The sequence below is a fragment of the Methylophaga sp. UBA3613 genome, from assembly GCF_002375415.1.
Classification (GTDB): Bacteria; Pseudomonadota; Gammaproteobacteria; order Nitrosococcales; family Methylophagaceae; genus Methylophaga.
In genome coordinates, this window is the sequence record NZ_DFLS01000011.1 from 1 (window position 1) to 13,192 (window position 13,192).

At 41.7% G+C, this 13,192-nt stretch carries 12 protein-coding genes and 1 pseudogene; 9 read left to right on the forward strand and 4 right to left on the reverse strand.

Annotated features, from left to right (window positions below; all coding sequences use genetic code 11):
• The first annotated feature begins 59 nt into the window (after window positions 1-59).
• The 3 genes from B3S93_RS13345 to B3S93_RS13355 all read left to right on the forward strand — a co-directional run bounded on the left by B3S93_RS13345 (window position 60) and on the right by B3S93_RS13355 (window position 2,743).
• Window positions 60-494: a hypothetical protein gene (locus tag B3S93_RS13345; RefSeq protein ID WP_292749045.1), complete on the forward strand. Its 435-nt coding sequence runs from the start codon at window positions 60-62 to the stop codon at window positions 492-494.
• Window positions 495-680: 186 nt separating this feature from the next.
• Window positions 681-1,091, forward strand: a complete 411-nt coding sequence (locus B3S93_RS13350; RefSeq protein ID WP_292749048.1) for a PAS domain-containing protein — start codon at window positions 681-683, stop codon at window positions 1,089-1,091.
• Window positions 1,025-2,743, forward strand: a complete 1,719-nt coding sequence (locus B3S93_RS13355; RefSeq protein WP_292749049.1) for a sensor domain-containing protein — start codon at window positions 1,025-1,027, stop codon at window positions 2,741-2,743. Before B3S93_RS13350 ends, B3S93_RS13355 begins: the two co-directional genes overlap by 67 nt.
• A gap of 55 nt (window positions 2,744-2,798) precedes the next feature.
• Here the strand turns inward: B3S93_RS13355 and B3S93_RS15635 are convergent.
• Window positions 2,799-2,918, reverse strand: a pseudogene (locus B3S93_RS15635) (hypothetical protein); the annotation flags it as partial.
• Window positions 2,919-3,033: 115 nt separating this feature from the next.
• Here B3S93_RS15635 and B3S93_RS13360 point away from each other — a divergent pair.
• A complete protein-coding gene (locus tag B3S93_RS13360; RefSeq protein ID WP_292749054.1) occupies window positions 3,034-3,510 on the forward strand; it encodes a hypothetical protein in 477 nt (158 codons plus the stop codon).
• 506 nt (window positions 3,511-4,016) lie between these two features.
• Here B3S93_RS13360 and B3S93_RS13365 read toward each other — a convergent pair.
• From B3S93_RS13365 to B3S93_RS13375, 3 genes are all read right to left on the reverse strand, one after another.
• Window positions 4,017-5,294: a hypothetical protein gene (locus B3S93_RS13365; RefSeq protein ID WP_136554454.1), complete on the reverse strand. Its 1,278-nt coding sequence runs from the start codon at window positions 5,292-5,294 to the stop codon at window positions 4,017-4,019.
• A gap of 391 nt (window positions 5,295-5,685) precedes the next feature.
• Window positions 5,686-7,095 (reverse strand): heavy metal sensor histidine kinase, encoded by a 1,410-nt coding sequence (locus B3S93_RS13370; RefSeq protein ID WP_284722610.1) that lies wholly within the window; start codon window positions 7,093-7,095, stop codon window positions 5,686-5,688.
• Window positions 7,082-7,774 carry a heavy metal response regulator transcription factor gene (locus B3S93_RS13375; protein WP_284722611.1) on the reverse strand — a complete coding sequence of 231 codons (693 nt, stop codon included), beginning with the start codon at window positions 7,772-7,774 and terminating at the stop codon, window positions 7,082-7,084. The genes B3S93_RS13370 and B3S93_RS13375 overlap by 14 nt, the downstream gene beginning before the upstream one ends.
• Window positions 7,775-7,928: 154 nt before the next feature.
• Here B3S93_RS13375 and B3S93_RS13380 point away from each other — a divergent pair, with 154 nt between their 5' ends.
• The 5 genes from B3S93_RS13380 to B3S93_RS13400 all read left to right on the forward strand — a co-directional run bounded on the left by B3S93_RS13380 (window position 7,929) and on the right by B3S93_RS13400 (window position 13,186).
• Complete coding sequence (locus B3S93_RS13380) at window positions 7,929-9,734, forward strand: copper resistance system multicopper oxidase (protein WP_292398630.1); 1,806 nt, start codon at window positions 7,929-7,931, stop codon at window positions 9,732-9,734.
• Entirely contained in the window at window positions 9,731-10,696 is a 966-nt protein-coding gene (locus tag B3S93_RS13385; RefSeq protein ID WP_292398633.1) for a copper resistance protein B, read from the forward strand. The genes B3S93_RS13380 and B3S93_RS13385 overlap by 4 nt, the downstream gene beginning before the upstream one ends.
• A gap of 39 nt (window positions 10,697-10,735) precedes the next feature.
• Window positions 10,736-11,005 (forward strand): hypothetical protein, encoded by a 270-nt coding sequence (locus tag B3S93_RS13390; RefSeq protein WP_226069897.1) that lies wholly within the window; start codon window positions 10,736-10,738, stop codon window positions 11,003-11,005.
• 29 nt (window positions 11,006-11,034) lie between these two features.
• A complete protein-coding gene (locus B3S93_RS13395; protein WP_284722614.1) occupies window positions 11,035-11,580 on the forward strand; it encodes a c-type cytochrome in 546 nt (181 codons plus the stop codon).
• A 253-nt stretch (window positions 11,581-11,833) separates the two neighbouring features.
• On the forward strand, window positions 11,834-13,186 hold the full coding sequence (locus B3S93_RS13400; RefSeq protein ID WP_284722615.1) for an APC family permease: 1,353 nt from the start codon (window positions 11,834-11,836) through the stop codon (window positions 13,184-13,186).
• Window positions 13,187-13,192 lie beyond the last annotated feature (6 nt).

Consider the following 13,192-nt stretch of genomic DNA (forward strand, 5'->3'; position numbering starts at 1 on the left):
ACACAGAAATCAGGACAGGCTCGTCCCATTAAACTATCCAGCAATTCAGGTATTATCAGATGTCAAAAAGAAGTAAAAAACAAATCCGTTCAAACATATTTGGAATAGTTTTAGGTGGATATCGTTTATCCCTAGAACCTAAACAGCTCACCGTTATCAAGCACGGGACAACTGAAATATTTCCTTTAGATAGTTTTATGAGCTTTGTAGACTGTCAGGCAAGTCTTCTTGGCACGAGCCTGACATTTAATGTAGGCACAAAAATTAAAAAGTATCATTTTCTAACCAAACGTGACGCTCACCAGTTTGCTGCTGATTTAAATTTAGCTATAGCTCCTCATATCAGTCATTTTATTTCAATGTTAGTTGATGATTTTGAAAAAAATGTTCTGTTTGAGGCAACTATTGCATTAGCCTTGATGCTTGTCCACTGTAATGATTTTCTGAATCTGAACTTCGGGCGGAATCACTCCAACTCCTATGTGATTAATTAGATCTAATAATCATTTTTGATATAAAAAGTACATATATTCACATTTTCCGCACCAAAATTATTTAAATGGATGTAATGTGCATTTGAGCTCAATAATCGAGTTAAATGATTCTGGCTAAACTTGGTAGTCGCATCTTACAAGGCGAATCATCCTATAATAAATTATGTATTCAGCGTGGAATAATGAATGAAATCAAACAATGATGGGCTTGATTTGAATGAAAACTCGGCACAATTACTCGACCTTATTGTCAAGCATTCTTATGATGCCATTATTAGTAAGGATTTATCAGGAAATATACTAAGCTGGAATAAAGCTGCTGAAAGACTTTTTGGTTATACCGAATCAGAGATTATTGGCCACTCAATCTTGACGCTTTTTCCAACTGATCGAGTTCATGAAGAAGCCGATATTATGTCTCGCATTCATTCGGGTGAACTAGTCGAAGAATTTGAGTCTGTAAGAGTGAACAAAAATGGGAAATATATCAATGTCTCTATCACTATCTCACCTATAAAAAACTCTGCAGGTTGCGTCATCGGTGCATCCAAAATTGCTCGGGATATTACAGCTCGACTGGAAGGCGAAAAAAACTGAGTCATTTCAAATCAATTGTTGATTGTTCCAGTGACGCCATCATTAGTAAAGATCTTAATGGTGTTATCACCAGTTGGAATAAAGCAGCAGAGAGAATATTTGGCTATTCAGCTCACGATATGATCGGTGAGTCCATGTTGAAAATCTACCCGGAACATAGAATTCATGAAGAAACTGAATTTTTAAAACAGATTATCGCGGGTAAGCAGATCATAAATTTTGATACCCAGCGTCTGAGACATGATGGCGAATTAATTAATGTTTCATTAACCATTTCACCGATGATTTATCGAAATGAAATTATAGGTGCATCATCTATTGCCAGAGATACAACCAAAATAGTTTTGGCACAGAACAAAATATGGCGTCAGGCACATTTTGATGCCTTAACTCAAATACCTAATCGGAAATACTTTTTAGAACAGCTTGAGAAAGTTATAGCGAGCTCACTAAAAGAAAATGAACATTTCGCCATCATGTTTATTGATTTGGATAACTTCAAATTAATTAATGATACATACGGCCATACTGTTGGTGATGATGTTATTAAACATGTAGCCAACGTTATCAATAGCATCATCAGGGAAAATGATATGATCGCCCGTCTTGGCGGCGATGAATTTGTCATTCTGTTGCCTATTGTGAAAATAGAAAGTGAAATATATCGCTTAGGTGACAGAATCATCTCAGAATTAATGTCACATAATTTGCTTGATAACCATCAAATCATTATTACCGCTAGTATTGGCGTATCTATCTATCCCGAACATGGTCAAACCAAAGAAGAATTAATGCGAAGAGCGGACCATGCAATGTATCAATCAAAAGCACTTGGTAAAAATCAGCTGAGCATATTTTCAGACAAACAGACTACTGGCAGGAGTAATTATTCCTTAATTTGTGATTTACAACAAATTGATTGTGAAGATGAAATACAGATTTTCTATCAACCTATTATAGATGTCGAATCAGAGAGAATAATTAAGGCAGAGGCGTTAGTCAGATGGCAGCATCCTAAACATGGCCTTTTATGTCCTGAAACTTTCATTTACCTAGCGGAAGAATATGGAATTATTCATAAAATTGATGAATGTGTTGCTAAAAAAGCTTTGCTACAACTCTCTAAATGGTTATCAATTTTTGGAGAAGATTTCCAAATAACGCTGAATAAATCACCACTGGAGTTCAAGAGCCTTCGAAATAACCTACAAGAGTTGTATGAGCTCATTCGGTTATTTGGTCTATCTGCCAAGAATGTGATTATAGAAATTACTGAAGAAAATTTTATGAGTTTTACCAAACTTCATAAGAATAAATTGGACGATTATCAGAAGTTTGGTTTTGCTATCGCATTAGACGATTTTGGTACAAGCTATTCAGCATTTAGTAATTTGAAAGAATTTAATGTCGGCTATATCAAACTTAATAAAGCTTTAGTGCATGGTATACATCTTGATTCCGCTGAGTATATTTTAATTGAGGGTGTGACGAAAATTGCCAAAAAACTTGATATAAAAGTGGTGGCCGAGGGAATTGAAACTGAGCAGCAATACAAACTCTTAAAACAAATCGGAGTGGATTTGATGCAAGGGACCTATGTTTCCCCACCTTTAGATGCAGAGAGTTTTGAAAAGTTGATGCCTGCCTCATAAAAAAATTGTTAAGATTTATGTCTTTACTGCTCGACAAAGTATGTTATCAAACAACTTAAATTCTATAATCGAATTTGATAAATTCACTTTCAGTCAGTGGAATCGATATGTAGTAGCCTTGGACGCGATCGCACCCTTCATTTTTCAATAAATGCATCGTTTCCGCATCTTCAACACCTTCAGCTACATGTAATCCCCCCCATTATTAACCGCAGTTAAAAGTAGAGGTTAAGCCGGACTCAGCAAATACCTTGGCGGTTCCCACAATTTAACTATGTGTCCGTGAATTTGTGGGAAACCCAGATGACTATTTAGGTAAGGATAAAACAAGGCTACTCTCTCAGGTCTTAAATAACTCTTGCCTTACAGAGTTAGTTGAGCCAGAAAAACTTAATGAACAATGTATTAATGAGGCCGGTGAGAAAGAATTCCAATTTTTAGACCAATTTTTGTCAGCTGCCCCTTTACCAGTGATTGAAATTTTGGCGAACGAAAATACAAATTTAACCAATCTTAAGCTTTATATGGATACTTCATCCCCTCTGTTAGCTACATTTATACTCGATTTTGAGGATGGCCCCGTTCATATTAAAGTGAAAGATATTTTGGAATTACATCCAATGACTTATCTTTATTCGTCTTATTGGAATAAATTGTTAACATGCACAACTCCTTCACTAAAGAAAATTTATTTTGATGCGTTAACTCAGATGTACAGCCGTGGTGAGATTAATCTCAAATTAACTGTTGTTTCTCCACAAACATAGCAATACCTGATTTAACACAGTCCCGAAGTAAATTATTACTTGCATGAAAGCTCCGTCGCTTAGCTCAACAGACACAGTCATAAATTTAATAAGAATTTAATGTGTGAGGACTAGTACTTCGGTGTTGGGGAATACACAAATACCACCTGTATATCCTAATAAACAAAAACCACATATAAAAACGACTATTAACTTAAATATTTTATCTGGCGGAGTCTGCCTCCTAGATAGTTCTGACTCTGAGTACGTTTCATCCGCAGCAGTTGCACAGATTAGTGGCGCTAAAGATGTGCGCATGGAACAAGTGACCAGTTTGCCGATGTTATCAATTAATCCGCAGCGAGAACATCTGACCCTGCTGGGACTGGACATTGCAACCTTACAAAATGCCTAGCAAATGGTCATTGGCGGTCAGGATCTGGGGCTGATTTATGAGGGCGATAAACTCTTCCGGCTGGTGATGCGGCTCGATAAACAATTACGCCGAGATGTTGATTCACATTCTTCTAACTTTGCTGCAAAAGTAGAGGTGCAAATCCACCACCCGGTGTACGTAAGTTGGTAGCTTGACCTCGATAAAGTCTTGCTGCAGCAAGTAATAATTCCCCTCGGTAAGTATACAATCGCACATCAACCTTAAGCATTTCACGTTCGTTATCAACCATCACAACACGTTCTGAGGGTGGCACATAGGCCTGTGCAACATAATCACTTTCAAGAATACGTGCAAATGTGCTTTTGGTCAGCTTGCTGCCGCGATAGACACCCTTGCTGCCATGACCTGCCACCGGTTTAAAAAACCACTGCCGCCGTTGTTGCCAGAGTGATTGCTCATCATGGGCGGTAACCTGAATGGTGTGGGGAATACCCTTTTTTAAAAGTTCAGCATTTTCAGTACTTAACCCCCAATCTAGTAGAGTCTGCTGATCTGACATTAAGGCCAAGTTTCGCTTATCAGCAAATAGGGCGTGTGTATAAGGATTCGGGGTGATAACTGCTCCACATTCTAACCAAGCAAAACGCAAAGCAGCATGTTCAGGTGCATCTAGTCCAAAGTCGACCAGACGGTTGTAAACCAAATCGATTTTCTGGTTATCACCATACAAGACTCCTGATTCGTATTTGAGATCCGTTGGTGAAAGTATGACGGCATCAATGCCATGTTGGATGAATAGCTGTTGCGCGAGTTTGAACTCCGGATAGAGATGTTGTTCTTCCGGTGCATCGTCGATGATTGCAATTCGCTCAGGTTGTCCGCTACCTCTCTGGGCCCGCCATTCACTTATAAATTGCGCAATGACTGCTTCATCGAAATCTTTTGCCCAAGACGCCTGTGTATTGCCGCTACAACATTTTAGTTGGGCGCGAGTCAGGATGGCATTAAGAAAAGCGCCACCGGCATTGGTATTGATTTCGATAAGACGAGGACCATCCTCACTGAGGTGGAAATCATAGCCCATAAAAGCGCCTACTGGACCGGGATTATGCCGTGCACTCTCAGGTGCCCAAGACATGATCTGTTGCTGATATTCTGCAAGTGAAGCAGCGGATTCGATTGCCTTAACAATCGCCTGCATTTGTTCAAGATCAGAACTTGGAACAAAAATCGCGGCATTTGAGAAGAATTGGCGCATGCCCGAAGTAGACAGGATGCCTTCAGCGTTATCACCCAATTGGTTGTTGAGATCGCGAATAATCGCTGACCAATCTAGAGTAACGCAGGTACAGTGATGGTTTAGCCGTTGTGATCTTGTCTGCTCTTGAGAACTATCGATTTTTTTCATTGATTCTCCTCTGTCGGAAAACGTTATATTAATGTCCAACGGTTAACTTTAAATCATAGGTGTTTAGTTTGATTAGTGACCGTTATTGCAATCTTTACCAGCCTGCTTAAAGCCCCTTTGTTGGACGTCCTCTATAGTTAAACAGGATGAACATTCTGCCTGAGGCTTCCATAATCCTTGTAATAAGCAAAGGAAATCGTGAACACAAAAGAATAATTAACAAAGGCAGGTAGGGCAGAATATAGTTCGTATGCTCTACAAACGGTAAAAAAATGCCACTCCAATAAGTAAAAGTGTTGAAGCTGCGTGAAGCTTTATCTAGTATCTGAAATTGTTAATCACATTATATTTAATGTCGCTGATAGGAATAACCACCGACATATCCCAACCATCATTGAATAGCTTTAATCGTCGTGGGTAAATAGATGATGAATGCAGTCTTATCACTTTTAGATGTGACTTCTACCCGCCCACCATGGGCATCAATAATCGAACGAGCAATGGCGAGACCAAGACCGGCACCTTCACCTTGTCTTGACCTAGAAGGATTTGCTCGATAAAAACGGTCAAAGAGATATGGCAAATGTTCAACTGGAATTTCAGGCCCAGGATTCTCAACTGTCAGGGAAACCTCGTTGTCTGAGAAATTTTTCAGTCGAACTAGTACTGATCCCCCAGATTTCGTATAACGAATGGCGTTGGAAAGTAGATTAGAAATTGCTCTGCGTAACATGGCTTTATCGCCTTGAATTTGCTGCACCTGGCCTTCCAAGCTTAGTACTATATTTTTGTCCTCTGCTAAAGCTTCAAAAAAGCCAAATAATTTACTGACTTCATCGGATAAATCCAGCGGTGTTTGTTCAAGTTTGATTAAACCATGGTCCCTTTTTGCTAACCACAACATGTCATTAATCATCTTTGCTAAACGTTCTTGTTCTTCTAAGTTTGAGTAAAGTAATTCACGGTATTCTTCGAGCGTTCTGGATTTGCCTAAGCCAACTTGCGTCTGGGTGATGAGGTTTGTGAGTGGTGTCCGTAGCTCATGCGCAATATCAGCTGAAAAATGTGAAAGCTGATTAAAGCTTTCTTCAAGTCGACTTATCATGTGGTTGAATGAAGACACCAAGTCTTTTAATTCCGAAGGGACAACGGAGGGGGCAATTCGCATATCTAGACGATCTGCTTGTATATCACCCATTTTGTTCGAAAGCCTTCTTATTGGCTCATGTGCTTTATGGACGCCATACCAAGCAGCCAATAGGGTCATAAGCCAAGCAAGGATCATCATTGACCATAAGTCTAGACGAAATTCATGCAAAAATTGAAGGTGAAAATCAATATCAATGGCGGTAAGAACCAAGTAGTTTTGACCCGCTATCGAATTGTGCGTGAGAACACCCCGAAAGTTCTTGTTGTCCTCATGCCAGACTCGAAGGTCACTGGCATTGATTTCTGAAACCTGATGAAGGCTATTTTTTAGTACTGATAGGTTTGCGCCAGCACTTTCAAAAACCATACTACCTTGCTGATCGTGTACTTGATAATAGACGCCATGATGTCCAGAAACAGCACTGGATAGGGCTTTACGTAGCTGTGATGGATTGTTGTAATGCGCTCGCAACACGTTCACCACTGCCTTGTTCACTTCAGCAAGCTCACCTGCATCTTGTTCCACAAAGTGATGTTCCACAGCGTCAAGCACAAGGTTGCCGATTATAAATAGGCTCAAACCTATTGATGCGCCAACGAAAAGCATTACCCTTGCAGCAAGCGAAAGAGATTTATGATTAAAAGGGTTCATCAATGGGCTCAACGTCAAGTTTGTAACCCATGCCACGAATCGTGTGGATAAGTTTTGGTTCAAAATCGTCATCAATTTTGGCACGTAGACGACGTATAGCCACATCTATAACGTTGGTATCAGAATCAAAATTCATGTCCCATACTTGAGAGGCGATAAAAGAGCGCGGGAGTACTTCTCCTTGGCGGCGAATCAGCAACTCCAATAGGCAGAACTCTTTGTGACTCAGGGTGATTTTTTTACCTGATCGCGCAACACGATGTTTTGGCAAATCCAGCGTGAGATCTGCAACTTTGAGTAGCTCAGAAAAGGTTGGAACAGCGCCACGACGCAATAATGTTCGGATCCGGGCTAGCAGTTCGGCAAAAGCAAAAGGTTTAACCAAATAATCATCGGCGCCTAATTCCAGTCCTTTTACACGATCATCCACAGAATCACGTGCCGTTAGGAACAACACTGGTGTGTGGCGCTCGGCCTCACGTAACGACTGCAAAATGCGCCAACCGTCAACATCCGGCAACATAACATCCAGAACGATTAAATCAAATGCTTCTGTCATTGCCAAATGATGACCATCTAGGCCATTTCGAACAAGATTGACCTGAAATCCTGCTTCAGTTAACCCCTTCTGTAAGTAGTTGCCTGTTTTGATCTCATCCTCAACCAGCAGTAATCGCATGCAGGTTCTCCGTTAATTAATTCATTTCTAAGGTTAAAAGACCAACAAGCACCATAGAATTACATAAGGATTACATTTTTGTAATGTTCGGGTCATCCAGATGACAGAGTCAGCGGATTAACATTTATAGAAAGTTTTAATTGGAGCACCCACATTGAAGTTACCAATTCAACCTGTCCTTAATTTTAATCCCAATCGTCGTCGATTTGTGCAGGGTATCGCAGCTGGCGGTGTGCTGGCTTCCTTTCCAATGCTGCTAAACGCCGAAAGTTATCCCAACAAACAAGCGACCCGAGGCACGGCTCCCGTTTTGACAGGGCAGGTTATTGATTTAACTGTTGCTGAATCACTTGTTAATTTCACAGGTGTGACACGAGTAGCGACAACCATAAATGGCTCCATTCCTGCGCCAACACTTCGTTTACGAGAGGGAGATGACGTTACTATTCGGGTAACCAACAGGCTGAAAGTGCCAACATCCATTCACTGGCATGGCATTATCTTGCCATACCAGATGGATGGAGTACCCGGCATCAGCTTTGGTGGCATAGAACCCGGCGAGACTTTCGTCTACCAATTCAAACTTAAGCAAAGCGGCACGTACTGGTATCACTCTCACAGTGGTTTTCAGGAAATGACCGGTATGTACGGTGCACTGATTATTGAGCCCCGTGAAATGCAATCTGATTCGGCAAAGGACCATATATCAGCAGATCGTGACTACGTAATGTTGCTTTCTGATTGGACTGATGAAGATCCTATGTCCGTGTTCTCTAAGCTGAAAGTTCAGGGGGATGTATACAACTATAATCAGCCGACCGTATCATCATTTTTCAATGATGTCTCAAAACTGGGATTCAAAGGCGCATTTGAAAAACGACAAATGTGGAACCAGATGCGGATGAACCCGACTGATCTGGCCGATTTATCCTCGGCAACATTAACTTATCTTATGAATGGGACAACACCTGTTGGTAACTGGACAGGGCTTTTTCAGCCGGGGGAGACGATAAGGTTAAGGTTCATTAACGGCGCTGGTAATACATTCTATGATATTCGTATTCCCGAACTGAAAATGACAGTAATTCAGGTTGATGGTCAGAATGTACAACCCGTAAGCGTGGATGAGTTTCGCTTTGGTCCCGGTGAAACCTATGATGTCATTGTTGAACCACAACATGATGTACATACCGTTTTTGCTCAGAGTATGGAACGCACTGGTTATGCGCTGGGAACGCTCGCTATTAAGGAAGGCCTTACCGGCGACATACCTGAACTTGATCCGGTTCAATGGCTCACTATGACCGATATGATGGGCGAAATGGAGCATGGTTCGGCAAACGGCAATATGAACCATTCAGAAATGAATCATGGTGAAATGGCGATGGATCACAGCCAACATGGCAAGCAAAATGATTCACTTGCCATACCATCTCAGCAGGTTAGACATGCCAGTACAGAGTACGGACCTTCAGTCGACGCTCGTGTCGATATGCCTCGCACAAACTTAGACGATCCTGGTATTGGCTTAAGAGATAATGGACGAAGAGTGCTGACCTTATCAGATCTTCGATCTGTAGATGGGGTATTAAACGATAAACGACCACCAGATCAGGAAATCGAACTACATCTTACCGGAAATATGGAACGGTACAGTTGGTCTTTCGATGGACTTGAATTTGGTAAAAGTACACCAGTGAATCTGCCGCACAATCAACGTATACGTGTCATTTTGCAAAACGACACTATGATGACCCATCCTATGCATTTACATGGCATGTGGAGTGATTTAGAAGATGATCAGGGCAATGTGCTAGTTCGTCGCCACACGATACCTGTACAACCTGCCCAACGAATCAGTTTTTTGACAACACCTCATGACCTGGGTCGATGGGCATGGCATTGTCACTTACTTTTCCATATGGATGCAGGCATGTTTCGTGAAGTGGTGGTGTCATGAAAAATTATTCTATCGCTCCTGCAATTGGGCAGATCATTATTGCTTGTTCAATGTCTCTAATCATTTCCCCCCTGTGGGCGCAGACTGATGATGTCATCAAAAAGCATGAGGTTATGACAGAACAGAGAACATTAACGCAGAAAGATGACATGGAAGGCATGGATCACTCTCAAATGCCGAAAGATGATATGGAAGGCATGGATCATTCAGAGATGAATATGGGGAGTAATCAACCACCATCAGACGCAAGGGATCCACATGCCTATTCAGATGGTTTTACACTGACTAAGGGTCCTTATGCATTCTCAGAGAAACGCGTTCTGAAATTAATGGATGAACATTATTTCGGATCTTTTTTAGCTGATCGACTGGAATATGATGCAGATAATGATGCTGTCATATTTGACCTTCAGGGCTGGTATGGCAGCACCTACAATCGATTTACGGCCAAGCTTGAAGGTGACGTGGTCGATGGCAAGTTAGATGAAAGCCAATCGGATTTATTGTGGACGCATGCTATCAGTGCTTTTTTTGATACTCAGTTGGGCGTGAGATTTGATCAGTACGATGAAGGCGACAATCGTCAATGGCTGGCTTTTGGTGTTCAAGGACTCGCCCCCTACTGGTTTGAATTAGATATGACTGCCTATCTTGGAGAGAGTGGTCGATCTGCAATATCAGTAGAAGCTGAATATGAACTGCTGCTTACGCAACGCCTGATTTTACAGCCCCGTGCAGAGCTGACTGCCTATGGTAAAAAAGATGAAGTTAATGGTATAGGCAGTGGCCTGTCTGATGTTGCGATCGGTATGAGACTTCGTTACGAATTCTCACGTCAATTCGCACCCTACATCGGTATTGAGTGGACCGAGAAGTTTGGAGAAACTGCAGATTTGGCCCAACTAAATGGTAATGATGACAGCGACACTATCTATGTTGCTGGTATTAGGTTCTGGTTTTAATCTCTCTATATAGTTTTACCTCGACTAAGGAGTCGCCGTATGAAACGTCATTTATTGTTATATTTAATTGCTTTACCAGCTCTGGTGCTGACTTTGACTGCGCAGGCACATGATCCAAAAGAGCATATGAATGAGAAGCAGACACCGGACTGTGCTGCGATGAAAGAGATGGATCATTCAAAAATGAATATGAATGATCCCGTTATGCAGGCCATGATGCAAAAATGTATGGGTAAAGATACGAAAATGTCATCAGACGGACATGATGAGGCAGAGGTAAAAGAGCCAGCTAAACACAAACACAAGTAGTAATGGATGACTAAAATTAAGGAATAAACATGGTGTCTTTTGGTTTTGTGCGATGTATCAAGTGTCTTTCTGTTGCAGCTGGGTTGATGGTGCTGACAGGGATAGCGTTTATCTACTCAGGTCTCTACCCGATGGGTGCAGATAATCAGCATACCAAGCTTACTTTTTGGGTGCTGGAAACTTTACGCGAGCGTTCAATTAGTCGGGCGGCTCAAGACATTGAAGTACCCTTAGATCTGGATACGCCAGCACGTTTACTGCGAGGCGGTTCAGATTATGCCGCAATGTGTGCGAGTTGCCATCTTGCGCCAGACAAAAACGAGACAGATTTTACCAAAGGCCTTTATCCGAAGCCTCCTAACTTAACAATGAAACATTCAGGGCATGGTGAATCAAAAGGCCAAGACAGGCAATATTTTTGGATCATTAAACACGGTATTAAAGGGTCGGGTATGCCTGCCTGGGGCCCAGGGCATACTGATGAACAAATATGGAATCTGGTTGCTTTCCTAAAACGATTACCTGAACTGACACCTGCACAATATCAAATATTGACAGCAAACCTTACTGAGTAATTACGCATATCGTCAATTAGTAATGCTCTCCTTAAAATTCGCGGATCGATAGCTTTAAATATGAATCATGTTTTTTGTTCGATAACCTGCAGGATATTTAGGCTCATAATGAGAATGAGTCTTTTGTTAAGCTAAGATGTAAGGTTGGCCTGAATCAAAGTAATAAATTGTTAATGCTGCCTAAAATAATAGCTCCAAATTGAGTTTTAAGTTTATTCGCAGACCTTTAGTTGGCAATAAAAACGGAGGATTCATGGATAATCAGGAAGACAGAACACCCCAGTATAAGGAAGGTAGTTTAACTTTGGCTGGAACGGTTATGCTGGGAACAGGTGTTATGATTGGTGCTGGTATATTTGCATTGACTGGGCAAATGGCTGAGATGACCGGTACGTTGTTCCCGCTGGCATTTCTTGCTGCTGCAGTCATTGTCAGCTTTAGCGCTTATTCCTACATCAAGATCTCCAACGCTTATCCCTCTGCAGGTGGCATTGGTATGTATCTGTACAAAGCTTATGGCGACAGGTTGCCAACAGCTTTCAATGCTTTACTGATGTACTTCTCAATGGTGATCGCACAGAGCTTTTTAGCACGTACTTTTGGTTCCTATACCATGCAACTTTTTGGTGGTGATGATAGCGGTATCATGGTGCCTATTCTCGGCGTTTCACTGATATTAGCTGCCTTTGTCATTAATCTTTCAGGCAATCGCCTGATTCAAAGTGCGGCCTCTTTCATTGGTGTTTTAAAAATTGTCGGCATCCTTATTTTCGGGCTGGTGGGTGTGTGGATCGCAGACAGTATCTCAGTTGACTTTTCAAGTCCGGGAGAAGCGGGAACCATGGGTAACTTTCTTGGTGCAACGGCACTGGGAATACTGGCCTTTAAGGGGTTCACCACCATTACCAACAGCGGTTCTGAGGTAAAAGATCCTAAACGTAACGTAGGTCGCGCAATTGTTATTTCTATCGCGGCCTGTGTGGTCATTTATGGCTTGGTCGGTTTTGCTGTGGCGAGTAATTTATCGTTGGCAGAAATCATCAAAACACAAGACTATTCCCTTGCTGCGGCTGCGCGCCCGGCATTGGGTGAATATGGTGTGTGGTTTACGGTTGCTATTGCCATGATGGCGACTGCTGGCGGTATTCTGGCCAGCATTTTTGCCGTTTCAAGAATGCTGGCAATGTTGACGGAAATGAAACTGGTTCCGCATCGACATTTCGGTATGCCGGGTAGTATTCAAAAGCATACGTTGGTCTACACTGTCGCTTTGGGACTTATCCTGACGGCATTTTTTGATCTGTCACGAATTGCTGCACTGGGTATTGTGTTTTACCTCATTATGGACATTGCCATTCATTGGGGCGTGCTACGTTATTTGCGTGATGATATAAAATCCAATAGATGGGTGCCAACGACAGCGATTATTTTAGATTTGCTCGCGTTAGGGGGCTTTGTCTGGGTAAAACTGAATACAGATCCGTTTGTGATTGGGGTGGCAGTTGCTACGATGATTGTTATCGCAGTTGTTGAGCAGGTTTTTCTTAAACATACAGTTAAGTCTGGATCATTTAGCCAGAATAAATCGCATGAGCACAGTGACTGAAATCTG